Origin of the sequence: Pseudogracilibacillus sp. SO30301A (genome assembly GCF_037072025.1) — a bacterium.
Taxonomy (GTDB): domain Bacteria; phylum Bacillota; class Bacilli; order Bacillales; family Amphibacillaceae; genus Pseudogracilibacillus.
On the sequence record NZ_JAXHDD010000005.1, the window covers coordinates 20,177 to 46,383 of the forward strand.

The 26,207-nt window shown below is 33.3% G+C and carries 22 protein-coding genes; 16 read left to right on the forward strand and 6 right to left on the reverse strand.

Translation table 11 applies throughout. The features are described 5' to 3' along the window. The 9 genes from SPD89_RS04270 to SPD89_RS04310 all read left to right on the forward strand — a co-directional run bounded on the left by SPD89_RS04270 (nucleotide 1) and on the right by SPD89_RS04310 (nucleotide 11,001). Nucleotides 1-1,947 carry a prenyltransferase/squalene oxidase repeat-containing protein gene (locus tag SPD89_RS04270; RefSeq protein WP_336260722.1) on the forward strand — a complete coding sequence of 649 codons (1,947 nt, stop codon included), beginning with the start codon at nucleotides 1-3 and terminating at the stop codon, nucleotides 1,945-1,947. A 33-nt stretch (nucleotides 1,948-1,980) separates the two neighbouring features. Next, complete coding sequence (locus SPD89_RS04275) at nucleotides 1,981-2,523, forward strand: DUF4430 domain-containing protein (protein WP_336260723.1); 543 nt, start codon at nucleotides 1,981-1,983, stop codon at nucleotides 2,521-2,523. A gap of 1 nt (nucleotide 2,524) precedes the next feature. After that, nucleotides 2,525-3,406, forward strand: a complete 882-nt coding sequence (locus SPD89_RS04280) for an energy-coupling factor transporter transmembrane component T (RefSeq protein WP_336260724.1) — start codon at nucleotides 2,525-2,527, stop codon at nucleotides 3,404-3,406. Beyond that, complete coding sequence (locus SPD89_RS04285) at nucleotides 3,379-5,073, forward strand: ABC transporter ATP-binding protein (RefSeq protein ID WP_336260725.1); 1,695 nt, start codon at nucleotides 3,379-3,381, stop codon at nucleotides 5,071-5,073. The genes SPD89_RS04280 and SPD89_RS04285 overlap by 28 nt, the downstream gene beginning before the upstream one ends. Then, the gene (locus SPD89_RS04290; RefSeq protein WP_336260726.1) at nucleotides 5,054-5,737 is read left to right on the forward strand and encodes an ECF transporter S component; all 684 of its coding nucleotides are present in this window, start codon (nucleotides 5,054-5,056) and stop codon (nucleotides 5,735-5,737) included. Before SPD89_RS04285 ends, SPD89_RS04290 begins: the two co-directional genes overlap by 20 nt. A gap of 12 nt (nucleotides 5,738-5,749) precedes the next feature. Next, nucleotides 5,750-6,697, forward strand: coding sequence for an AAA family ATPase (locus SPD89_RS04295; protein WP_336260727.1), 948 nt, complete (start codon nucleotides 5,750-5,752; stop codon nucleotides 6,695-6,697). 295 nt (nucleotides 6,698-6,992) lie between these two features. Further along, nucleotides 6,993-7,883 (forward strand): DUF58 domain-containing protein, encoded by an 891-nt coding sequence (locus tag SPD89_RS04300; RefSeq protein ID WP_336260728.1) that lies wholly within the window; start codon nucleotides 6,993-6,995, stop codon nucleotides 7,881-7,883. A 14-nt stretch (nucleotides 7,884-7,897) separates the two neighbouring features. Next, nucleotides 7,898-10,315 (forward strand): transglutaminase-like domain-containing protein, encoded by a 2,418-nt coding sequence (locus tag SPD89_RS04305; RefSeq protein ID WP_336260729.1) that lies wholly within the window; start codon nucleotides 7,898-7,900, stop codon nucleotides 10,313-10,315. A 107-nt stretch (nucleotides 10,316-10,422) separates the two neighbouring features. Continuing rightward, the gene (locus SPD89_RS04310) at nucleotides 10,423-11,001 is read left to right on the forward strand and encodes a nitroreductase family protein (RefSeq protein WP_336260730.1); all 579 of its coding nucleotides are present in this window, start codon (nucleotides 10,423-10,425) and stop codon (nucleotides 10,999-11,001) included. Between the two features lie 213 nt (nucleotides 11,002-11,214). Here SPD89_RS04310 and crcB read toward each other — a convergent pair whose 3' ends face one another. The 6 genes from crcB to SPD89_RS04340 all read right to left on the reverse strand — a co-directional run bounded on the left by crcB (nucleotide 11,215) and on the right by SPD89_RS04340 (nucleotide 15,333). Beyond that, nucleotides 11,215-11,559 (reverse strand): fluoride efflux transporter CrcB, encoded by a 345-nt coding sequence (crcB, locus tag SPD89_RS04315; protein WP_336260731.1) that lies wholly within the window; start codon nucleotides 11,557-11,559, stop codon nucleotides 11,215-11,217. Beyond that, complete coding sequence (locus SPD89_RS04320; RefSeq protein ID WP_336260732.1) at nucleotides 11,556-11,939, reverse strand: fluoride efflux transporter FluC; 384 nt, start codon at nucleotides 11,937-11,939, stop codon at nucleotides 11,556-11,558. The genes crcB and SPD89_RS04320 overlap by 4 nt, the downstream gene beginning before the upstream one ends. A 14-nt stretch (nucleotides 11,940-11,953) precedes the next feature. Then, the gene (locus SPD89_RS04325; protein WP_336260733.1) at nucleotides 11,954-12,367 is read right to left on the reverse strand and encodes a Fur family transcriptional regulator; all 414 of its coding nucleotides are present in this window, start codon (nucleotides 12,365-12,367) and stop codon (nucleotides 11,954-11,956) included. Further along, on the reverse strand, nucleotides 12,364-13,209 hold the full coding sequence (locus tag SPD89_RS04330) for a metal ABC transporter permease (RefSeq protein WP_336260735.1): 846 nt from the start codon (nucleotides 13,207-13,209) through the stop codon (nucleotides 12,364-12,366). Before SPD89_RS04330 ends, SPD89_RS04325 begins: the two co-directional genes overlap by 4 nt. A gap of 12 nt (nucleotides 13,210-13,221) precedes the next feature. After that, nucleotides 13,222-13,980 carry a metal ABC transporter ATP-binding protein gene (locus SPD89_RS04335; protein WP_336260736.1) on the reverse strand — a complete coding sequence of 253 codons (759 nt, stop codon included), beginning with the start codon at nucleotides 13,978-13,980 and terminating at the stop codon, nucleotides 13,222-13,224. 435 nt (nucleotides 13,981-14,415) lie between these two features. Further along, entirely contained in the window at nucleotides 14,416-15,333 is a 918-nt protein-coding gene (locus tag SPD89_RS04340; protein ID WP_336260737.1) for a metal ABC transporter solute-binding protein, Zn/Mn family, read from the reverse strand. 299 nt (nucleotides 15,334-15,632) lie between these two features. Here SPD89_RS04340 and SPD89_RS04345 point away from each other — a divergent pair, with 299 nt between their 5' ends. The 7 genes from SPD89_RS04345 (at nucleotide 15,633) to SPD89_RS04375 (ending at nucleotide 25,651) form a co-directional block, all read left to right on the forward strand. After that, complete coding sequence (locus SPD89_RS04345; RefSeq protein ID WP_336260739.1) at nucleotides 15,633-17,030, forward strand: ABC transporter substrate-binding protein; 1,398 nt, start codon at nucleotides 15,633-15,635, stop codon at nucleotides 17,028-17,030. A gap of 233 nt (nucleotides 17,031-17,263) precedes the next feature. Next, nucleotides 17,264-18,163 (forward strand): carbohydrate ABC transporter permease, encoded by a 900-nt coding sequence (locus tag SPD89_RS04350; RefSeq protein WP_336260740.1) that lies wholly within the window; start codon nucleotides 17,264-17,266, stop codon nucleotides 18,161-18,163. A gap of 2 nt (nucleotides 18,164-18,165) precedes the next feature. Further along, complete coding sequence (locus tag SPD89_RS04355) at nucleotides 18,166-18,981, forward strand: carbohydrate ABC transporter permease (RefSeq protein WP_336260741.1); 816 nt, start codon at nucleotides 18,166-18,168, stop codon at nucleotides 18,979-18,981. A 443-nt stretch (nucleotides 18,982-19,424) separates the two neighbouring features. Beyond that, on the forward strand, nucleotides 19,425-20,432 hold the full coding sequence (locus SPD89_RS04360) for a zinc-dependent alcohol dehydrogenase family protein (RefSeq protein ID WP_336260742.1): 1,008 nt from the start codon (nucleotides 19,425-19,427) through the stop codon (nucleotides 20,430-20,432). 71 nt (nucleotides 20,433-20,503) lie between these two features. Beyond that, on the forward strand, nucleotides 20,504-22,012 hold the full coding sequence (xylB, locus tag SPD89_RS04365; protein WP_336260743.1) for a xylulokinase: 1,509 nt from the start codon (nucleotides 20,504-20,506) through the stop codon (nucleotides 22,010-22,012). Between the two features lie 76 nt (nucleotides 22,013-22,088). Beyond that, a complete protein-coding gene (locus tag SPD89_RS04370) occupies nucleotides 22,089-24,233 on the forward strand; it encodes a BglG family transcription antiterminator (RefSeq protein ID WP_336260744.1) in 2,145 nt (714 codons plus the stop codon). Continuing rightward, the gene (locus tag SPD89_RS04375; RefSeq protein ID WP_336260745.1) at nucleotides 24,230-25,651 is read left to right on the forward strand and encodes a PTS transporter subunit EIIC; all 1,422 of its coding nucleotides are present in this window, start codon (nucleotides 24,230-24,232) and stop codon (nucleotides 25,649-25,651) included. Before SPD89_RS04370 ends, SPD89_RS04375 begins: the two co-directional genes overlap by 4 nt. Nucleotides 25,652-26,207: the final 556 nt, after the last annotated feature.

Genomic DNA, 26,207 nt, shown 5'->3' on the forward strand with positions numbered 1-26,207 from the left:
ATGAATAGAGAATTTATAACACAGAATAGTTTATTACATTGGCTAAATAAAATAATAATATTAATATTAGCGATCTTCCTTACTTTTCCATCATTTCGTTCTGTAACAATAGCTGATACAAACGATGTGAAAGAATTGGATAGTGATCTGTTTTTAGAGCTTATTGAAGGTATTATTCAGTGGAAGAAAATGACTATTAATACAAATATAAATGCCCCATTGTTAAATAATACTTTTTTGGAAAATGCCGGGGAAACGACAGGAGATTGGTACCCTCTTGGTATGGGAAGGAGCGGCTATGAAGATGACTATGAAAGTTATTTAGCAGTCATACGTGAAGTCGTAGAAAAAAGATATAAACAAGAAAATAAATTAAGTGACTCAAAAGCAACTGAATGGCACCGGATTTCATTAGCAATTTTAGCTTCCGGTGGGGATCCTACAAACATGGGAAATGATTCTTCAGGCAAACCGATCAATTTAATTGCTGAAGGAACTTATAATAGAGGAAAAACGCGGTCACTTGGTGCTCAAGGGTTAAATGGTTGGATCTGGGGATTAATAACGCTAGATAGTATGAGGTATTTCGTTCCCGAAAAAGCATATGACACACGGCAATCGATGATTATTGAAATATTGAAAATGCAATTAACTGACGGAGGATTTTCATTAAGTAAATCAACTTCCGATCCGGATATGACGGCGATGGCCATTCAAGCATTGGCACCTTATTATAACAGTGAAGAGTCCTATACATATCATCAAAAAGCACGTGATAAACAGGTAACGAAAAAAGTGCGTGATGTTATAAATGAAGCAGTTGAAACATTATCTGAATTACAGCTTGATGGTGGAGACTTTGAAAGTTGGGAAACTCCTAACTCTGAAAGTACAGCCCAAGTAATCGTTGCTTTAACCTCGTTAGGAATTGATCCACTGAAAGACGAGCGTTTTATTAAAAACGGAAATACAGTAATTCATGGAATATCAAAGTATATGATGGAAGATGGGGGATTCATTCATTCTGAATCATTTGATCCTAAAAACCCAAGTTCACTTCCTGATGAATCAAATACGATGGCAAGTGAACAAGTTATGTATGCTTTAGTTGCATTAGTACGGTATTATGAAAATTTTCGGACATTATATGATTTTAGGGAAGAGATGGATAATGATTTAAAAAAACAAATTGAATCAATCAAACAATCCATTGAAACAATACCAGATGATCCACATGAAGCAGATATTCATCTGATAAAACAAATATTTAACGATTATTTAAACGTTCCAATTGAAGAAAGATCGTACGTATTTAATTATTATAAATTAGCGGATGCAATGGAAAAACTAGGAATTGAAAATACATCAGAACCAATAACGGAGCATATTGGAATTAATAAAGAAGGAAAAGGAACCATTGTATCTTTATTTGATAATGGGAAAATACATGCATCTGACATTGTTTTTACGGAAAATGATGCAGTCTCAGTTAGTAATTTACCAGATAAAATTACAACAGAATATTATGTAGATGTTGTTACGTATATTGAAAAACTAGAACATGCGAGCAATAAAGGAGACTATGAGCAATTATTGGATGAACTTACTGATAAAAAGAAAAAAATAGAAGAGATCGAAAATGAAATAGAGTTGATCAATCAAGCTATTCTAGATTACCTGTATCCTTTTAGCGATATTGGAATAAAAGATAAAGAAAAAGTCGATGACATCGTCAAACGATATGAGGCATTAAGTACTTATGACCGACAAAAAATACAAAACTATGAAGATGTTGAAAAAGCAGAAACGGAAATTAATAGTTTAATTCGTGCTCGTTACATCATGATAGGGGTTTGCTTAATAATTATTGTCGTTGGATTCTTTTATATCAAGCATATTAGAAAAAGAAGGCGTGAAAAGTTACAACAAAAGATGATAGAAGATTAGAAGGAGGCGATAACAGTACGTAAAGATTTTTTGATGATTGCTTTTATAGTACTGTTTATCGCAATCATCATAAATGGTACAAAGATACAATCTGTAGAGGAATATTATTTAACACATATTGATGACATAACTGAAGATTCTGAAACAGTATTTATTCAAATTAATGCTAGCACTATTTTAGATAATTGGGATCGGCTAGACCCGGTCTTACGATCGGAAAAATATGTACCACACGATGGAATGATTTTGGAAAGAACAGAATATGTGTTAAGACCGAATGAAACTGTTTTTGATATTTTACAGCGAACGGTACGCTACAATCAAATTCATATGGAATATCAAGGGGCAAATGAAAATATTTATAATAGCGTTTATATTCAAGGAATAAATCATTTATATGAGTTTTCAGTAGGGCCATCAAGTGGTTGGATGTATGCAGTAAATGGAGAATTTCCGGATTATGGTGTTAGTAAATATGTATTAGAGGATGGAGATGAGATTGAACTATTATATACGTGTGATTTAGGTCGTGACGTAAGGAATGAATTTATAGAGAAAAGGAAGGAGAGCAACTAGCATGAAAAGTTTTGCATCATTTCATCCGATTGTTATATTCGTTTATTATGTTGCGGTAATTATTCTTACTATGTTTATGATGCATCCTTTTATACTTGGCCTTTCGCTTTTTGGTTCGTTAGTTTTATTTGCTTTAATGAATCCAATCCGAGTTTTTTGGCGAGATATTTGTTTTTATGCTCTCTTTTTTTTGTTGATTGCCATAACTAATCCTATTTTTGTTCATAAAGGAGAAACAATATTATTTTTCTTAAATGATAATCCAGTCACGTTAGAAGCGATTATTTATGGTTTTGCTGTTGCAACTATGTTAGTTGCAGTTATTTTCTGGAGCAAGTCATACAACGATATCATAACATCGGATAAATTTATTTATTTGTTTGGAAAAATTGTTCCCAAATTATCGCTCATTATTTCAATAGCATTACGATTTATTCCTCTTTTTAAAGAGCAGATAAAAAAAGTAAATCAAACACAAAAAACACTAGGACTTTATACAAGTAAAAGTATAAGCGATCGAGTGTTGAGCGGAATTCGTTTATTTAATAGTTTGATTACATGGGCATTAGAAAACTCTATCCAGCAGGCAGACGCGATGAAAGCTCAAGGTTATGGTCTAAAAGGCAGAACGAATTTTTCATTATTTTACTGGTATGTAAGAGATATCATCATGCTTACATTCATACTTCTGATTTTTGGTTCAATTATGTTTTTGTATGTTAAAGATAGCAATCATTTTACCTATTATCCTATTATAACGAAGATTCCATTATCTATTCAAAATATCTGTCAATTTGTACTTATTCTCATACTCATGATTTTACCTTCGCTCATCGAAGTAAAGGAGATTATTCAGTGGAAATATTTAAAATCAAAAATGTGACATTTACATACCCAAAACAAGAAAAACCTGTTTTAGAATCCATTAACTTGTCTATTAAACAAGGGGAATTTGTCGTTGTATTTGGAGAGTCAGGATCAGGCAAAACAACATTATTAAAAATGTTAAAACGAGAATTAACACCACATGGAAAAAAAACAGGTGAAATTTATTATAAAGGCAATAAGTTAGGAGCACTTGATGATCGAACTGCGGCAAGTAAAATAGGCTATGTGATGCAACATCCCGAAACACAGATTGTGACAGATAAAGTATGGAATGAACTCGCATTTGGTCTAGAAAATATCGGTATTCCTACTTCTATTATTCGGAGTAAAGTAGCTGAAATAGCGAATTTTTTTGGAATCCATCCATGGTTCCGTAAAAAAACTACAAAATTATCTGGTGGGCAGAAACAATTACTCAATTTAGCATCTGTCATGGTTATGCAACCAGATGTTCTTCTTTTAGATGAACCGACAGCACAACTTGATCCCATTGCGGCAACAAATTTTATTGCTACGTTAAAAAAACTAAATAGTGATTTAGGTTTAACGATTATTCTTGTGGAACATCGTCTAGAAGAAGTGTTACCACTAGCAGACAATGTAGTTTTGTTAGAAAAAGGTCGAATCATCATAACTGAAAAACCGAGTGAATTTGGTAAATATTTAAAACAACTAGATCAGGAACACCCAATGCTACACGCTTTACCAACGCCAATGAAAGTATTTTATGGTCTAGATACAGATGGCAAGAGTCCATTAACAATAAAAGAAGGCCGTGACTTTTTAAGTATTCATTATAAAGACGATATTCAAGCATTGCCGATTATGGAAAAAAATGAAGAATCGGAAATAGTAATTGAATTAAAAAATGCTTGGTTCCGTTATGAGCGTGATTTACCCGATATATTATCGGGAGTTAATTTGCACATACATCGTGGCGAAATAATAAGTATTTTAGGAGGAAATGGTTCAGGCAAAACAACCCTATTACAAGTTATTTCCGGTCAAAATCGAACTTATCGCGGAAATGTGTTAATCAATCATAAAAAGATTCAAAAATATAAAGGAAATGAATTATATAAACATAATATAGCAGTTTTACCACAAGATCCACAAACGGTTTTTTTAAAGGCGACGTTACGTGAAGATTATAAAGAAATCGCCAACGTTCTTAACTATACAACTAAAGAATTGGATCGTTTAACAGACGAAATCGCTACTAAACTGGAAATAACTCATCTATTAGATCAACATCCTTATGATATTAGTGGTGGGGAACAACAGATATGCGCCTTAGGAAAAATTCTTTTATTGCAGCCCAAAATTTTATTATTAGATGAGCCAACAAAAGGAATCGATGCATTTTCAAAACAAACATTACTTACTATTTTAAAGGAATTAAAACGGCAAGGATTAACAATCATTATTGTTACACATGATGTTGAATTTGCTGCTATGATTTCAGATCGTGTTGGACTTTTTTTTGATGGGGGTATCATTTCTATGGATTCACCGGTTGAATTTTTTTCATCAAATAATTATTATACGACAGCAGCAAGTCGTATGTCACGACATTTATATGCTAATACAATCACATATAAAGATATTATTTCAATTTGTAAGCAAAATGGGGAAAAAATATATGAAAAAACAATGGATTAATTACATCATATTCATGATCCTCATTCCTTTAACAATCTTGATTGGAGTAACTATTTTTGAAGATCGAAGTTATGTGTTTATTTCCTTTGTTATCGTTTTATTAACATTGATACCTTTCTTTCTTTCATTTGAAAACAAAGATACAAATATAAGACGTATGGTTATATTGGCAGTAATGGTCGCTTTATCGGTTGTTGGCCGTTTTATATTTTCTGCAATACCAGGGTTCAAACCTGTTACAGCAATTGTTATTTTGACGGCAATTTCATTTGGAGCTGAAGCAGGTTTTCTCGTTGGTGCTTTAACTGCTTTACTATCAAATATATATTTCGGACAAGGACCTTGGACACCATTTCAAATGTTTTCATGGGGCATCATTGGTTTGATTGCCGGTATTCCTTTCATTCGGCAACAGCTTAAAAAGAATCGTTTGACGTTAATCTTTTTTGGATTGTTTTCTGGAGTGATTTTTTCTTTATTAATGGATATATGGACAGTTATTTCGATTGATGGAACATTCAATATAAAACGATATCTAACAGTTGTGAGCTTATCAATTCCATTTATGTTTACGTACGCAGTGTCAAATGTTGTCTTTTTATTACTCACAATAAAACCAATTGGCAATAAGTTAACTAGAATTAAAACAAAATATGGTATTTAGGAGTGTTTACACATGAGGAATAAAGCGAATCAAGTGATTGATGAAATCAAAAAGGTGATTATTGGAAAAGATGCCATTGCTAAAAAAGTATTTACAGCTATTTTAGCAGAAGGACATGTGCTACTTGAAGATATACCGGGAGTTGGAAAAACTACTTTAGCATTAGCATTTAGTAAAGTAATGGGGCTTAATTTTAACCGAATTCAATTTACACCAGATGTCGTTGCATCCGATATTGTAGGTTTTACAATGTTTAGTAAACATGAAGGGGAATTTGTATTTAAAGAAGGAGCAGTAATGTGTAATTTATTGTTAGCAGATGAAATTAACCGGACAACAAGTAGAACTCAAGCTGCACTACTTGAAGCGATGGAAGAAAAAAATGTAACAGTAGATGGAAACACCTACCCGCTTCCGAAACCTTTTCATGTAATTGCGACACAAAACCCATTAGGATCCTATGGTACTCAAGCTTTACCCCAATCGCAATTAGATCGTTTTATGATTAAAACAAGTATTGGTTATCCAGATTTCGATAGTCAAGTAGAAATTTTAAAAGAACGTCAAATGGAACAACCTCTTGATAAAGTATCTGTTGTCATGACAAATGATGAATTAATTACTATGCAAGAAGAGGTGCATCAATTACACATTTCCATGCAAATATTAAAATATATTACATCTTTAACGGAAGCAACAAGAAATCATTCTCTAATTCTCCAAGGAGTTAGTCCGCGTGGGGCCTTAGCCCTTAGTCGTATAGCAAAAGCGAATGCATACATTTCTGGACGTGATTATGTTATTCCGGAAGATGTTATTGATATGTTCATTGATACGTGTAATCATCGAATTATTTTAGAACAAAAAGCACAAATGTCCGGAAAAAATTCAGAATCAATATTATTAGAGATTTTAAAAAATGAAAAAACCCCTGATTTACAACATAGTTTAAATATTTAAGATTTATCTATATAAAGTAAAGGTGGTTCATATGATCCGTTCAAGGGTACTGAGTACGATTTTACTATGTTTTGCTATTTTTATGTACATATTTAGCGATTCCTATTTTGCTTTTCTTCTTATTGTTATCACACTAGTATTATTTATTTTTTCTATCACGATACTTTTTATTATTAAAAATAAGATCTTTACTAAAGTCGATAATAAAATCTCTATGTACAAACGACAAAGAGGACTACTAAATATTCGGGTGGAAAATAGGAGCCTTCTACCAATCTCCAAGCTGAAATGTCATTTGGAAATTTATAATCCATTGGTTGATGAAAAATATAAGGATTATTTTTATACAACAGTTAGAGGGAAATCATATCAGTTAATACCAATTCATTTAAGAAGTGAATATGTAGGAAAGATGAATGTAAAAGTTACCGGTATCACGTTGTACGATTATTTTGGTGTCTTTTCTCTGTCTAAACAGTTGAATGAACAAACGGCGTTATTTGTTTTACCGGGTACTTATGATATAGACCTTTTAGGGAACAGTCGGGAATCCATCATAAGTGAATATTCGCTTAGTACAGATCATACGAAAGGGATAGACGCAAACGATATTATTGCAATTAAAGAGTATGTGCTGGGAGATAATTTGAAACAAATTCATTGGAAACTTTCTAGTAAGTTAGATGAATTATTAGTCAAAGAAATGAGCGAAGTGATTACATCATCGCAGTTTATTCTGTTAGAAACTGCGGTAAGTGATGTTCATCCAAATGAAATAGATGCGATGATTGAAGCGTTTTATTCGATATCAAAAGCAATGATCAAGAGTGATCAAACGCATTATTTCGGCTGGTTTGATCGTAAATATAATTTATTTAGACGAAAAGAAATTCATTCACTAGACCAACTTAATGACCATTTACAAGATCTGTTATCGATATCATTTAAAGTTGACCATCAATCGAGTATAGCTACCTTTTTACAAAATACATATGATATAAGAGTGTCACAATTAATTTACATTACATCATCTGAGCCAAATAGGGAAAGTCTAGATGAAAGTATTCATATGATAACGATTCGGTGTACATCACATCATATAGAGAAAAGCTTGCGGAATACAGAAGATACAATCCATATTACACCATATACATTAGAAGAGGACTTACGGAAACTACCGATTTAAGGAGCTTTAAAAGGATGAAAAACGAGAATAACGTCATGAATAGATCTATAGAGTTATCAGTTGAGCACAATAAAAGCAATATAAAAGATTTAAAAATGCTAACAACGATGGATATAGTACTAACGTTAGTATTATTTATTGTAATAGAAATTACTTTTTTATCTATGTTTTCTATTCAAAACATAAAGCTTGTAACCCTTATTCTTGGATCCATAGTAATTATCCTTTTATATATTGGAAAGAGAACAAGGTTTATTGTTAATATAATTGTATTAATTAGTTTTATTTTTCTATTATTATTCGCTAAAAATAACGTGATAGACGGTTTTTTAGTTATACTAAATGATATTTTTCAAAGCATTGGAAAAAATAGTGGAATAATATTACCAGAATATAAGATTGAACTTACAGGGTATTCAAAAGAATTATTTGCAAATATTATTTGGATTTATCTGTCATTATTTGTTTCAATCAGTCTATTTATGATCGTGAAATATAATAAATTATTTATCCATTTTGCCATTATCATGGGTGTTATAAGCATTCAGGTGGTAGGAAATATACACGTTAATTTATTTTTAAATATAGCTTTACTATTAATTAGTATATTAATTTTATTAAAATCGTATATACAATCGCTCCGAGATGATAAATTCTTTAGCGATCAAAGAGGTAAAGTGCTATATTTGGACTCGTTTATTATCCTATTATTATTCTCGTGTTCCATTTTTCTTATATTTTCTATTCAATCAACGACAGATTATCAAAAAAATAAATATATTGACCAAGTAAGAAATTATTTTCAAACAAAAATAGATGACTTCCGTTTTGAAAAGGATAAAACGAACACATTTACTAAAGGTGATTTTACTCAATTAGGAGAGATACAATTTTTTAATGAGCCTGCGTTAGAAGTAATAATGGATAAGCCTGCCTCTCTTTATTTAAGAGGGTTTGTCGGTTCTAATTATACGAGTGAACGTTGGAGCGATTTAGACAGCAAAACGTATTATGAAAATAGAGGATTATATTATTGGTTGAATAAAGAAGGTTTTAATCCTTTAAGTCAACTAAGCACGATCAATAGTATGAATGAAGAAAATAAAAAGATTGGAGAAAAGGTTAATGTTACTATTAACAATTTAAATGGTCATAGTAAGTTTCTTTATACTCCATATGAACTAAGTTCAGACGCTGAGCAATTTGAAAACGTACGTTTATCTGATTACAGTATGATTTCCTCGAGCCAATTTTTTGGAGATCGATCATATCGATACGAAATAAACAGTGAATTACTCGTTAAGTACCCTTCACTTGCAAATGTAATCTATCAACAAAATGCGAATGAAACAATAGATCACTATGTAAAGAACGAGAGTCATTATAATGAATATGTCTATCAACATTTTACGAAATTACCTAGCAATATCCAAAACATACTGGAAGGTCATATTGAGGTTACATCAAGCGATGACGAAAACCATGTTTCTTACGAAGAAGCAATTGAGTTTGTACGAACATATTTATATCGAACGATTACATATAAAGTAAATCCTACACCTTTACCAGAAGGACAAGATTTCGTCGTACATTTATTGGAAAACTCACAAGAAGGATATGCTACACATTTTGCAACAGCAGCGACATTAATGTTTCGTTATCTTAACATACCCGCCAGATATGTAGAAGGTTATTTGGTAACCCCTAAAGATATAGAAGGTAAAGATAATTTCGAAAAGATAGAGTTAACAGGAAAAAATGCTCATGCTTGGACGGAAATTTATTTAGATGAAATAGGGTGGATTCCAATAGAAGTCACACCACCTTATTACCATGTAATGGAACAAACAGATTTATCGGAATATCCAAAAGGGGAGAACGAAAAAGATACGCAGTCTAGAAAAGAAGCTGGTGGTGGAGCAGATGATTCGTCCCAAAAAGTATCTGATAAACAAAAAGAAAATAAAAATAATCTAAATAGAGAAAAAAATAAATCTATTTGGAGTAATTACAAATTATATCTGTATATTATATTAGTAATCGCAAGTTTATTAATAATCGGTTATTTTACCAATAGGAGGTATAAATTATTTAGGCTAAAGAAATCATTTCAACAATCACCTGTTAATGTTGCTGCTAAGAAAATTTTTTCCTATGTACTTTATTTATTACAGTACGACGGTCTTGAGGAATTTGGCGGCTCTGTTCATACATTTGAGAAAGAATTACATGTTAAATATGGAAAAGAATATGTTATGAAATATAAACAGGCAGTACATATATATCAAAAAGCTATGTATAGTGGTAAAGAGATAACAGAGGAAAATCGTCAATTTTTGATAGGTTTTACAAAGGATACGTTATTTCGTATTACGGAGTCAAAAAATTTTTTACAGCGAATGAAAATGAGGTTCTGGGATTTTGTTTATTAGACGATGTTCTTTATTAATAAGTTCAAATTAAGTAGGCGAGCAGAACTGTTGAGAAATAGTGATTGCATATGATAAGTTTATTAAAACGGTGAAGGAGTTTTGAGTTAGTGGAAATAGAAAAATACAGACAAGCAGATCACAATATTAATCCAATTTATTTAAAACGCTGGTCTTCTAGAGCATTTTCCAAGAAGTCCGTAGAGCAAGAAAAACTAAACAGTATTTTTGAAGCAGCTCGTTGGGCACCATCTGCGGCAAACTGGCAACCGTGGAGATTTGTGTATGCACAGACAGAAGCCGACCGGGGTAATTTTCTCAGCTTTATTAATGAAAATAACGTAGTATGGTGTAAAAATGCTCCCGTCCTTGTGGCGATTATTTCTAAAACGACACGAAACGAAGAAGGAGATCCAAATATTACACATGCTTTTGATACAGGGACTGCATGGGGGTATTTAACACTTGAAGCTACCCGTCAAGGATTAATTACACATGGAATGGGTGGTTTTGATCGTAAGAAAGCGAAAGAAGTTTTACAAGTTCCAGAAGAATATGAAGTTCAAGCAATTTTTGCATTAGGTTATTATGATCCGAATGTAGAATTACCGGAACATCTTGAAAAGCGTGAAAAACCTTCAGACCGTAATCCGATTGATACATTCGTGTTCCAAGGGGAGTTTAAATAGAATCTGTTTATTTCTTATCAAGTTTTAGGGAAATGGTAATAATAGAAAAATTAAAAGTAAGACTTGAAACAACGGTTACATTTAGCCGTTGTTTTTCATTATGAATATATTAGGCGATAACGATTTCATAATGTTATCCCTTTTTAAAATTATTCTGCTACGCAGTATAATTAATGTATTAATTAATTTGAGTTTGAATCTATGGATGATTTGCTAGATTAAGATTGACCAAACGATTCCAATGGAAACAAAAAATGTACTGATGACATAAAGTAAAGCTGATCGAAATTGTTTCGCCTCCATCAATTGAATTGTTTCATTACCGAAAGTTGAAAAAGTAGTATATGCACCGCAAAATCCTATTCCTAATATGAGCCAAACAGACTTAGGGATAGCATTTTCTAAATGATACTTTAAAAGAATACCTAAAAGTATGGATCCAGAAACATTAGCGATCAATGTACCGATAAAATGTTTATGGCATTTATTCGAAATATAAAAGCGCAACATACTACCGAAAAAGCCTCCGGTGGCAACGAGAAGGATTTGTATAATCATTTTTCAATCGATCCTGTAGATAAACGATAGGAAAACCTAAATCCGAGATAACTACAGAATAATCCACCAAAAATTGTAGCGAAGAGATAAATGATAGAGAGAACATAATTTGAATTTAAGAGCATAACTACTTCTACCGTGATCGTTGAAAACGTTGTATAGGATCCAATTATCCCTGTAGTTATGGCGGTAAAAATAATTGGAGATAATTTTGCTTTAATTGAAGGGTGAAATAAAATAAAGGTTAACAGGAAAGCCCCAGTCACATTGACAATCAAAGTTGACCAGGGGAAACTTGCAACACTAATAAGTAAAGAAATTAGATACCTTAAACTTGAACCGATTATTCCACCAATACCAACTGCAAGATATGCCTTCACACGAAAACGCCCCTTTATACCGGCTGACATGTTGGACAAAGTCCGTAAACTTCAAACTTATGACCATCAATTTTATATTTTGAAAGCAGTTGTTCCACATCATCCATTGGGCACATATTTATCTTTTTTGTTTTACCGCAAGTATTACAAATAAAATGGTGATGATGGTGGCTACCACAATTCATACGAAAATGTTTTTCAGCATTTAGATCAGTAGATTCCAAGATACCCAAATCATGATATAAATTAAGATTTCGATAAACTGTATCAAAACTGATCCCTGGATAATTTAATTCCATATATTTATATAAATCTTTAGCTGTGTGATATTTATCCTCTTTTGCAAAAAAAGTTAACATATCTTCCCGACGTTTAGTCATTTTAAACCCTTGTTTTTGTAAGATGGAAATAGCTTCTTGTTTATTCATTTTTCTACCACTCCTTTATGAAATGATAACCGTTTAAATACTAATGTAATCAAAAGTATTATGATTGCAACCATTACGATTGTCCCACCAGGAGGAATGCTTAAATAATAACCAGTAATTAATCCAATTATAACAGCAGTTTCGGCAAAAATAATAGCGAAGAGGATAAGTTGTTTAAAACTTACTGCAATTCTCATTGCACTGGCTACTGGTAATGTCATTAAAGCGGATACTAATAATACCCCGACAATTCGAATCGATGCAGCAATGACAAGTGCTGTTAATACGATAAATAGAAAATGAATTCGTTTCGAATGAATTCCTGAGACTGTAGCATGCTCTTCATCAAAAGAAAGAGTTAATAATTCCTTGTAAAAAATGACAATCATTAGAATAATAAAGATAAAAATTCCTAGTATAGTAAAAAAGTCATTACGACTTACTGCTGAAACAGAGCCGAATAAATAATTAAATAAATCTGTATTAAATCCATTAGCTAATGAAATAAAAATAACACTTAGTCCAACTCCACCACTTAAGATTATTGGAATACCAATTTCTTGATAAGCTTTATAGACGGAGCGCAATTTTTCGATTAAAATTGCTCCAATTACGGAAAATCCCATCCCGCTGTATAAAGGCCCTAAAGGAAGTGTCAGCTGTTTTTCAATGAATAATCCAAAAGCAATACCTGCAAGTGTTACATGTGAAAGTGCATCTGCCAAAAGAGAAAGTCTTCTGACAACAAGAAATGACCCTAAGAGTGGTGCAATAATCCCGATTAAGAGTCCAGTTAAAAAAGTATGGCGTAAAAAGTCAAATTGAATGATGTCGCTTAACATAGCTACCTCCTTTTAATCATGGTCATGTACAATTACTTGTACTGGATGACCGTAAATTTCCGATAAATATTCCGCTGATAGGGCTGAGTATTCTTCGGACTTTCCATGGAAATGTAGTGTTTGATTCAAACAAACGATATTTGTAGCATATTTCGTCATTGCACCTGTATCATGGGTAACAAGTAACATTGTAATGTTTTGTTTCACATTTAATTCATGAAGCAATTCATAAAAGCGCTCGACATTACGGTAATCTATTCCGACAGTCGGTTCATCCAAAATTAATAACTTCGGTTCACTCACTAGTGCACGTGCAATAAAGACACGTTGTTGTTGACCACCAGAAAGGTTTCCAATGTTTTGATATGCATATTCTCCCATACCAACTTGGTCAATGGCTTGTAACACTTTTTCTTTATGATTTTTTCTCATAAATTTAAAATAGCCAACTTTAGCTGTTAATCCCATTGCCACAACCTCGAATACAGTCGCTGGAAAGCCCTTATTAAATGTATTCGCTTTTTGGGACACAAAACCAATTCGATTCCAATCTTTAAAAGCTTCAATTGGTTCATCTAATAAATATATAGATCCATGATCCGGTCTTAATAAACCTAAAATTATTTTTATTAAAGTAGTCTTTCCCCCACCATTTGGACCAACCATCCCCATAAACATTCCACGTTTAATATCAAGATTAACATTTCGTAAAACAGTCTTTTCTCCATAAGAATAATAGATATTTTCTAGTTTAATAACGGAATCTGACAAATAATTTCCCTCCTTAACGTTTATCCACACAATATGCAATTTAACCACAGGAATATCGAAATAACCACGGAGTAAGCCTTTTTCCACGCAATTTGTGATTTAACCACGAACTTCCGCATTTAACCACGGGAATCTCGAAATAACCACGAAGTTCTGCGTTTAACCACGGGAATCTCGAAATAACCACGAAATTCTACGTTTAACCACGGGAAATTCAAAATAACCACGGAGGCAATCCCTTCTCCACGCAATTTGTGATTTAACCACGAACTTCCGCATTTAACCACGGGAATCTCGAAATAACCACGAAGTTCTGCGTTTAACCACGGGAAATTTAAAATAACCACGAAGCAATCCTTTTTCCACGCAATTTGTGATTTAACCACGAACTTCCGCATTTAACCACGGGAATCTCGTATTAACCACGGTTCGAGCTTATTTTGTCGCTTGGTTAAGCACTTCTAAATTTTTCTCCATTAAAGAAAGGTAATTTTCATTTTCTGCAATATCATCTTCAGTCAACACTTCTAAGTTATGAATAGTCAATTTTTCTGCGTGAATATATTCTTGAATAATAGATGCTAAACGATTCGATCCTGTTTGTTCATAAATAACATATGTTAAATCTTCATTCTCAGCAAGTCGCGCAATCTCAGCTAAATCCTTTTGAGAAGGTTCGTCACTTGAGGTTAATCCATTAATAGGAATTTGCTCAATTCCATACCGTTCTTCCCAATACCCATAAGCGGCGTGGGAGACAAGAATTTGTTTATTATCCTTTGCATTAAGGGTTGCTGTAAAATCTTCATCTAGTTTAGTCAAGTTCTTCTTTAATATTTCAAAATTAGTTATATATTCATCTTCTTTTTCAGGGTTTAATGAAACAAGCTCGTTCTTAATTATCTCACCAATTTCTACCATACGAAGCGGATCTAACCAAATATGTGGATCATGGTCACCGTGATCGTGGTCATGTCCGTGGTTATCATGGTCATCTTTCGCAAATAAATGTTCATGCTCTCCAATTTCTATAAAAAGAATCTCCTGGGACTGTAAGGCGTCCGCCGCAGTTTCTGCAAAACTTTCCATACCAGAGCCTAGATAGATAAACGCATCACCATTTGCAATCTCTGTAATTTCTCTTGAAGTAGGTTCATACGTATGTGCATCAACTCCTGGAGGATAAATTGATTTAACAACTGCTTCATCACCAGTAATTTCTTCAGCTACAAATTGAATTGGATAAATTGATGTATAAATCATTAATTGATCGTTTCTAGTTTCATTTGTTGAATTACAAGCTGCTAATAATATAACGAGCAAGGGTGCTAATAATATTGCCTTACCTTTCAAAAAAATTTCCTCCTTAAATAGAATGATATTAGTATATCGTAATGGTTCCGATTTGTAAAAGTATATGAAAAGAACCGTAAAAAAATCACAATTATTTAAAAATTATCGATAGAAACTAGAGTATATACTCGTACCTGATTTTATAGACCAAAAAAGTAACAAATTAAAATAAATTATAAAATTTTAAAGTTTGTCACACCTTAAATACGACAAACTTATATCATCTTGGAGATTTCATGCCGTTTTTGTCTGCTATAATTAATCTTGTAAGCGCAGACAAAATAAAAAGGGGAATAAGAATGAAGAAAAGAATAGTATTTTTGTTTTCGATCATAGTTATTTTTGTACTAGCTTTAACGGGATGTGGTTCTTCAGAGGATACTAGTAAGAATGAAGAAAATATTGATGAAGCATCGAATAAGTCTGTTGATGGAACTATTTTAACTGTCGCAACAGTAAACAACCCAGATATGAAAATAATGCAAGAATTAACGAAAGAATATTTTGAAAAAGAAACGGGAATTATGGTTGAATTTGTTGTGTTGCCAGAGAATGATTTGCGTAAAAAAGTAACAGAAGATGTTGCTCTTGGAGCCGGAGCATTTGATATTGTAACCATTAGTACTTATGACACACCGATTTGGGCTCAAAATGGATGGATTGAGTCACTGAGCCCGCAAATGGAAGCTCTAAGTGATGAGGAAAGAGAAACTTATGACCTAGAAGATATTTTTCCAACGATGAGAGATGCATTAACATTTGAAGAAAATTTATACGCATTACCTTTTTACGGCGAAAGCACAATGATTTATTATAACACGGAAATATTTGAAGAAGCAGGCGTAGAAATGCCTCTTCATCCAACTTGGGAAGAAGTCGGTGAGATAGCTAGAACGATTAAAGAAAAAACGGGTACACCTGGAATTGTTTTGCGTGGACTTCCAGGTTGGGGGGAAATGATGGCACCTTTAACTACAGTAATTAACGCATTTGGTGGTTCCTATTATGATGAGGATTGGAATGCACAACTAGATAGTCAAAATACAGTAAATGCAATTAACTTCTATGTTGATCTGTTAAATGATGCAGGACAGCCCGGCGCTACAAGTACTGGATTTACTGAAGCTTTAACTGTTATGTCTACTGGTAAGGCAGCAATGTGGTATGACGCAACAGTAGCAGCAGGATTTTTAAATAATCCTGATGATTCTGATGTAGTAGGAAAAATTGGTTATGCGTTTGCACCCACTCAAGTGAAAGAAGAAAACACTGGTGGACTTTATGCATGGTCTCTAGCTATAGAATCGGCAAGTAAGAATAAAGAAGCAGCATTCGAATTTATTAAATGGTCTACAAGTAAAGAGTATATTGAGTTAGTAGGAGAAGAAAAAGGCTGGGTAGTGGCACCATCCGGCACACGTATTTCAACTTACGAGAATCCAAACTATCAAGAAGCGGCTCCTTTCGCTGATATGGTATTAGAAAGTATTCAAAGTGTGGATTATGATAATCCTACAGTCGATCCTGTACCATATGTTGGAGCACAATATGTTGCTATACCTGAATTCCAATCACTCGGAACTGAAGTAAGTCAACAAATTGCAGCGGCAATTGCAGGAGATAAGTCCGTAGAAGATGCTATGAAAGAAGCACAAAGATTAGCTGAAGATGCAGCAGTAGAAGGTGGATATAAGTAGTAATATAAATCGACTGTGCCTTAAAAAAGTGCTGAGATATGAATTTAACAAAATGATTATCAAAAGAAATTTGGATTATTGTAAACTCTATAGCAATCGTTAGTTTATAAAATCGTTGAAAAGGTGAGCCTATACGTTGGCTAGCGCCTAAAGAAAGCGAGCCTTTCAACGGTTTTTATAATTTTATATAAGATATTTCTAAATTCAAAAGTTTAATACGAGGAGGCATGAGTATGAAAATATCCACAGAACAGAGAAGAAACTTGAATCAGCCCCCTATCAAAAGGTTGATCTTACCAAGCGCTATATTTCTTATTATAATGACGCAGATCCCTTTTCTAATTACAATATATTATAGCTTTCAAGATTGGAATATAATGCGACCTGATAAAGGGATACGATTTACGGGACTATCAAACTTTAAAAAAGTATTAACTGACCCCGGATTCTATCAAGTATTAAAAAATACAGCTTTATTAACGTTAACTGTTCTTATTATTTGTTTCATATTAGGATTTGCCTTGGCCTTATTAATGAATCGACATTTTTTTGGGAAAAATTTGGTTAGAACAATGTTCATTACACCTTTTTTTGTCATGCCAACTGTATCGGCGATTATTTGGAAGACGCTAGTTTATAACCCAAACTTTGGATTCTCATCTTATTTTGCTGAAGTGTTTGGTAAAACACCAATAGACTGGTTATCCCAACATCCTCTATTATCAATTATTTTAATTGTCTCATGGATGTGGACCCCGTTTTTTATGCTTATTTTACTTGCAGGATTACAATCTTTACCTGGAGAGTTAATCGAAGCAGCACAACTTGATGGTGCTAATAAAATTCAACAATTTATTAATGTAACCATTCCGCATTTAGTTAGATATATAGAGGTTGTCGTTCTATTAGGGTTAATGTTTATTTTGCAGGTGTTTGGAGAGATTTATGTAACGACTTCTGGAGGACCAGGTTTTGCTTCGACTAACTTATCATTTTTCGTTTATCGAACAGGATTTCAAAACTGGGATATTGGTAGAGCCTCAGCAGTTGGTGTGATTACAGTAATTTTAACCATTATTATGATGATGTTCATGATAAAAGTTTTACGTCGCATGTTCAAGGAGGAACAATGATAATGAAAAAAATTATATCAGGTGGACTTACATTTATTACTTATATAGCGGCGATTATTTATTTTTTTCCAGTTTTGTGGATATTTATAACTGGATTTAAGACAGAAAATGAGGCAATCAATATACCCCCTACTTTATTCTTTAAACCGACATTCGAAAACTTTCAGATGGTATGGAATATGGGAGCGGGAGACTTTTTCATTAACTCGACAATTATAACACTGTCATCTACTTTAATTGCAGTTTTACTAGGGGTTCCCGCAGCATTTGCACTTGCGATGTATCGTATAAAGAGAAAAGAAGATATTTTATTTTGGGTTATTTCAACACGATTTTTGCCTATAGCAGGGATAATTATTCCGTTATATCTAGTGTTTAAAAGTTTAAATTTGTTAGATTCATTAGTAGCATTAATATTGCTTTATGCTGGTATGAATGTCCCACTAATTATTTGGATGATGCGTTCATTCTTTAACGATGTATCCTATGAAATTATTGAAGCTACACAAATTGATGGGGCAACGGGTATCCAATCATTCTTTAAAGTAGTTTTACCACTTGTTCGACCTGGACTTATTTCAACAGTACTTTTATCGATGGTATTTGCCTGGAATGAATTCTTTTTTGCAGTTAGTTTAAGTTACACAAAAGCAGCAACATTACCTGTTTATATGTCGTCCTATATGACACAAGAAGGATTATTCTGGGCTAAAATGTGTGCCGCTGCGTCCATTTCTATTCTGCCAGTTATAATCTTGGGATGGTTTACACAAAAACAATTAGTTAGAGGACTTACAATGGGAGCGGTAAAAGGATAAACACTTAAAGTGCGTGTTCAAAAAGGAGGATAAAAAGGACCCGTCAGCAACGCCGACACTAGCACGTCCTGTGCGGCGCAATTTCGAGTAGCGGACTTTCGCAGGATGTGATGATTTCCGTGTTGCCCACAGGACGTGGGCGGTTTAACGGAAGATCCCCTGCTTCATTTAGATACATGAGCAAAGATCTGGTACGCAGGAAAAGTGATCTTCTTTTCCAAGGAAACGCTTCTAGCACGGAGAAAAAGTGCTTTCCTTTTTCAAGGAGCGGAAAACAAGCCAACGAGCTTCCACAGGATGTGGTGACTTTGACGTTCGATTCAGGACGTGTCGGTATTTAGTCGAAGTTCCCCTAATGCAGTGTCATTTTTACCGGACTTTTTGAACATCTTCTTAAAGTTTTTAGATAGAAATTTAAACTATTAAAATGGGGTGTAGAATAAATGAAAGCTTTAGTTATAGAAAAACCGTATACAGCAGTAGTTAAAGAAGTACCGTATCCAAAGCCAGGACTAGATGAGGTTACAATAAAAGTTAAAAATATTGGTATTTGTGGTACCGATATTCATATATACCAAGGAGAGTTTCTTTCCCCATATCCAATCATACCTGGTCATGAATTTTCAGGCTTAATTCATGAAGTTGGTGAAAATGTAAAGGATTTTAAGGAGGGTGAACGAGTGACAGCAGACCCTTCCTTATTCTGCGGTCAATGTAAATACTGTCTGACGAATCGTGGTAACCAATGCGAAAATTGGGGCGCATTAGGAAATACAACAGATGGTAGTATGGCAGAATACGTGAAAGTTCCAAGTAGAAATGTTGTAAAAATTCCTAATTCCATGTCATTTAAAGAGGCAGCATTTATTGAGCCAATGGCATGTGTCGTTCATGGTATGAATCGTCTACATCTAGAGGTTGGAGATCGAGTAATTATATTTGGGGCCGGCGCAATGGGGCAACAACTCGTTCAAGCAGTGAAAATGGCTGGGGCTTCAGAACTTGTCGTTGTAGATGTTTCGCAAGAAAAGTTAAATATGGCACTTGAGTGGGGTGCGACAAAAGGTGTATTAAGCGAACATATTGAAACTGAAATAAGTGCGGAAAAGTATCCAGATGGTTTTGATGTTGTTATAGATGCTACTGGTATTCCAAAAGTAATTGAACAAGCATTCAATTATATTGGTGCAACAGGGAAGTATTTACAATTCGGTGTGACAGCACCAGATGCGAAGGTAGCAATTGAACCGTTTAAAATTTACAATAAAGATTGGACAATTATCGGGTCAATGGCAATTAACTATACTTTTTTACCTGCCTTTCATTGGGTAAAAGAAGGTAGAATTGATGTAGAGCATTTAATCTCAAAAGAAATCACACTTGAGGAAGCAATAGACTTTTTAAAAGGATCGAGAGACCCTAATGATTTTAAAGTTCAAATTAAATTATAAAATACGTACATGTTGAAAGTCACAATACTGTGTGGCTTTTTCTTTTATATTATTTATCGGGAGGAAAAATAATGGCAAATAGATTGTTGATGGGAATAGATATTGGAACACAAGGAACAAAAGCGATCGTAATAGATGAACATGGTAATCTTATTGTAACAGGGAATTGTAGTTATGATTTTATTGTTCCACAAGTTGGATGGACTGAACAAGATCCGAGGCAGTGGTGGAATGCTGTTATAAAATCCCTGCAACAAATATGGAATCAAGGCATACAACCAGAGCAAATAAAAGGGATTGGTGTATCTGGTCAAATGCATAGTTTAGTCCTATTAGATGAAAATAAACAGGAATTAGGGAATTCAATATTATGGAATGATGTGAGAACTCAAGAAGAATGTATAGAAATAGAGCAAATAATAGGTAAAGAAAAATCAAAATTTATTACACGGAATGCTATTTTACCCGGATTTACAGCACCTAAGATACAGTGGATTAAGAAAAATGAGCCAAAACGATATAATAACATTTGTCATGTCATGTTAACTAAGGATTATATCGTTTATAAACTTAGTGGAATCTTTTCAACTGATGTATCAGATGCTAGTGGTACATCTCTTTTTGATGTAGAGAAGCGAGAGTGGTCAAATGAAATAATAGAAGCACTGGATATTCCGTTTGAATGGTTGCCGGAAGTGCACGAAAGTAATACGGTCGTTGGTGGGGTTGTTAAACGAGCCGCAAACATTACTGGATTATTAGAAGGAACTCCAGTAATCGCAGGTGCTGGTGATAATGCTGCAGCAGCACTTGGAAACGGTATATACGAAGAAGGTACTGGAGTAATAAGTATAGGTACATCTGGAACTGTTTTTGCTCCACTGAAAAAATTGCCTCCGGTTAAAGAGGAACAAGCGTTACATACATTACATTTATTCTGTCATTGTCTTCCTAATACTTGGCATGCAATGGGGGTCACATTATCAGCAGGTATGTCATTAAATTGGTTTAAGAGTACCTTTTCACAAGGTACGTATGATCAAATACTCGAAGATATTCATAAAATTGAAGCAGGGTCTGAAGGGTTAATCTATCTTCCATATTTAAACGGAGAACGTACGCCACATAATGATCCTCATGCAAGAGGAGTTTTTTTTGGAATGAGTTATAATCATACTCGTGATCATTTCACTAGAGCTGTGATTGAAGGTGTGTCTTATAGTTTAAAAGATTGTTATGAATTAATAAAACAATGTAATGTTATAATAGACACATTATATGTTACCGGTGGAGCAAGTAAAAATATAATTTGGCGACAAGTTTTGGCAGACGTGTTGGGTCGAAAGGTCAAGGTTTTTGAAGAAAGAGAAGGTCCTGCTTTCGGTGCTTCATTATTAGCAGGGTTAGGTGTAGGTTTATGGAATAGTCCTTGTGACTTTCCAGATTTTTTTAAAAAAGGTGAAGAAACGTTAGTGAATCATGCAAATGTAAAAAGATATCAAGAAGGTTACGAAATATATAAGGACCTTTATATTAAGTTAAAAGATACCTTTTCATATGAACATGCGTCAAATCGTTAGATTATATTTAGTATGTAAATTGTAAATTATTGATGACATTTAAATGAGCAGTAAACCTATTTAAGGGGGAAAAAGGTTGGAGGCATCTATTGTTTTAAGTTCACGACAAAAGGAATTGTTGCGTACTTTATTAAATAGCAATAAACCAGTTACCTATAAACAACTAGCTGATTTCTTTAAGTTAAGCACTCGAACGATTCAACGAGAAATTAAATCTCTAACAATGACTCTTGATCAACTTGATATTAAGGTTACCCGAAAATTTGGTTCTGGACTTATTTTGCAAGGGTCGGAAGAAAATATAAAAAGACTAAAAGCTCAAATCAAAAAAGCAAAAATAATGTCTGCCTATACTCCTGAAGAACGGCAGGAAGGAATCACTTATGATCTATTACTTGCAAATTCTCCGTTAAAACAAGAGTTTTTTAGTAAAAAATATGATGTATCTATCGCTACAATTGCCTTTGACCTAGATAAAATCCGTATCTGGTTAGAAGCGGGTGGAGTTATGATTCACAGAGAACCAGGTATAGGTATTTATATTAATGCGTCAGAGCAACAACGGAGAACACTATTATCTCGTCTACTCCACAAAGATATTACTTTTGAAGATTGGATCGAACTATTTCATGAAAAGAAAACTGTCGAATCAATGTATGGAAAATTAGGATCAGTTATTAGAAATCGATTACTAAAGTTTGTACAAACTGATAAAATTCTAGATGTAGATCGTGTTTTGAATGATATTTTGAATGAACAACCGGAATTCATACTAACGGATAGAAACTATGTGAATTTAATGATTCATATCATGTTGGCAATGGAGAGAATTCAAAGTGGGAAAGTTATTGAAAATACGAACTTAGGTAAATGGGAACCATTTGATCATGAAACCCTTTCTCTTGCAAAAAAAATAGTAAAACATTTAGAGCAAGTTTCATCTTTAACATTTCCTGAAATTGAAGTAAATTATATTTCTTTACATTTAGCCGGCGCTAAAGTTACTAAAAAACAAGATATGATAACAGACCAAAATGAAGAGTTTACCTGGATAGAACTAACACAAAGTTTTATTCGCTCTGTCGAGTTTTATTTAGATGAATCCTTTGAGGGAGACCAACTTTTATTTGAGGGGTTAGTATCACATTTTGTTCCTGTCTTTAATCGATTAAAATTTGGTTTACAAATTCATAATCCAATGTTAGAAAAAATTAAAGAACAGTATCCAGCAGTTTTTACAGCTTGTGCAACAGCTTGTGAGCTTTTAACTGAAAAAACTGGATATGAAATTCCAGAAGACGAAGTTGGTTACTTAGCAATGCATATAGGTGCATCCTTACTCCGAATTGAAGAAGGATTGAAGGAAAAATATAAAGCAATCGTTGTATGTGCAAGTGGTCTTGGTACTTCAATGTATTTATCGACAAAAATTCGTTCAGAGATTAAGAGTATTGAAGTAGAAGCAGTAGTTTCAGTAAATGAACTTTCCGATTGGTTAAAAGAAGATTATGAAATAGATATAATAATATCCACGGTTAATTTGCCATATGTAGAAAAAGAAAAAATGGTAGTAGTAAGTCCTTTCTTAAAGAAAGAAGATATTGCTAAAATTAGAAATTCAATAATAAATCAAGAGCATATAAAGATTGAAAGGTTACCTATAATTCAAAATAATAATTCAATAGAAACCCATTCATTACTTTCTCTTGCAACTTATGGGGAAGGGTTACTACAAATACTGAAAAATTTTAAATTTTTTAATAATGTAAGAGAAAGTTCTGATATTATTACAAGTGTCGTTTCCTTATTAGAGGATGTGAACGATATAGTCGATCATCGCCTCGTAACGAAAGATTTAAAGAAACGGGAAGAGTTAGGAGGTTTTGTGTTAAATGGACTTGCAATGATTCATACCAAATCTGCGGGAGTAACTTATCCAATTGTTGCAGTTTTTCGTACGGGGCATTCTATTCCTTGGAAAAGTGACGATGGAAATATGGTAGAAATTCAGACGATTCTATTGTTAGTTATCCCATCCAATGCGCCGCTTGAACATATGAAAATGATTAGTGAAATACCTGCTTCCTTTATAGATAACTCTTTTGTGGAGGAAATAACTTCAGGTAATGAAGATAGTGTGAAAGCCAAACTAGAAGAAGTTCTTACAAAAGCTTTCGAATTAAAAATAACTCGCTCTGTAAAGGAGTTACAAAACCAATGAGAAAGATTTCTCAGTTATTGAGTGCAATGGTGTATCAGAATATCGTCATCATAGTTGCAATAGGTATTATTCGAGCCATTTTTGGTGATTATGGTTGGTGGTATAACGAGACAATTATTGAAATTGTAGATCCAGTTTATCATACTTTATTGCCAGTATTAATTGGATATACCGGGGGTAAAATTATTGGGGGTCAACGGGGTGCTGCAGTCGCGGCTATTGCAGTATTTGGGTTAACGCTATCTAGTTCTTTACCTGTAATTCTTGGTGCAATGATTGTTGGACCAATTGCAGGTTGGGTCATTAAGAAAATCGATGAAATAATAATTAAAAAACTTCCTGGCGTAGGTTATGAACTATTAATTGGTAATTTACTAGCGGCTATAGTCGCAGTTATTTTTACACTTTTAAGCTTTCTATACGTTGGTAAGATGTTTTCGAATGTCATAGAGATCGGTACAGATCTGCTAGAATATATCATATACTCTAGTTCACTTCCTCTTGTGGCAATCATTATTGAACCTGCAAAAGTTCTCTTTTTTAATAATATTATTAATTTCGGTATGTTAGCCCCTCTTGGTATCCAGCAAGCGAATGAGATTGGTAAATCTATTTTTTTCTTATTAGAATCAAATCCTGGTCCAGGTTTAGGAATTTTACTTGCTTATTGGATACGTACGAAAGCGGAGCAGAGAAAAGGTGCAAAAATTGCCACATCCATTCATTTTTTAGGTGGAATACATGAGGTATATTTTCCTTATGTTTTAATGAAACCTAGATTAGTTATCGCGCTTATTTTAGGTGGGGTGGTCGGTGTAATCACATTCCAATGGTTTGATGTTGGACTTGTTTCTATTTCATCTCCGGGCAGTATTTTTCTTTTAATTGGATTAGCTCCAAAGGGAGATATGATTTTTGTCTTTTTAGGTGTATTATTTTCAGCATTTATGTCATTTATAATGGGTATATTATTATTAAGAACCGTTTCCGAAACTCCAACAGTAGAAGATACACAAGAAACAATTGTTGAATTTTATCAATTGGATAAAAATGAGCAATTACCTAATAGAAAAAATACTAAAATAGTTCAAACTAAATTGACAGAAAATCGAAATACAGTAAAAGAGATTGTTGATCCGTTTACAAATATAAAGGAAATTTATTTTGTATGTGAAGCAGGTATTGGATCAAGTGCTATGGGGGCAGCAATGCTTAGAAAGAAGTTACAACAAGCAAATTTGTATATTTCTGTTGAAAACTCTTCGATGAATGAGGTTCCTGAATCAGCTGACTTAATTATTTGCCATGAACGACTGCTACCTGATATTAAAAATTTGTTACCGAATAAAAGTTATTATCCATTACGTACCTTTACAGATATGAATGTTTATGACAGACTTGTTGAACAATTAAAGTGATTTAAATTATTAGACATAAGCTATAGTTGTTTTCTTGTAGAAGATAGTTGTAGCTTTATGTGTTTTATATATATGATATATAGTTTTATGGATAAAGGTTCTACTTGACATAAGTAGCAGCGAAAAAATAATGACTTCAAGTGGAAATTAGATTTTTGACAATAATTGGATAAAGAACTAGCAATGTTTCTAACTAAACTTCTGAAATGTGTAAACTTTAAATGGATAAGGAATATCTCATGAATAATACTATTAGTGCGTGTTCAAAACTCCCATGTCTTATTAGACACCGCAATGAATGAAAATGGGGGTGTGGCGTTTAATAATTAATTACTTTGTTTATTATAGATACTACAGAGCTTGGTGATCGTACATTTCTATGACGAGCACTTCTACCATAGGAAACAACATTTTCGACGATTAGTATTCCTCGCATTAAGGGATGCCCTGGCGGAGTATCTAGTGGAAGAAAGTATCCATAATGTCCAGATTTCCATTTTGGTAGTTAATAAGCTCAAGTCCAATCAAAAAAACAGAATGGGGGATAAAAAGCATC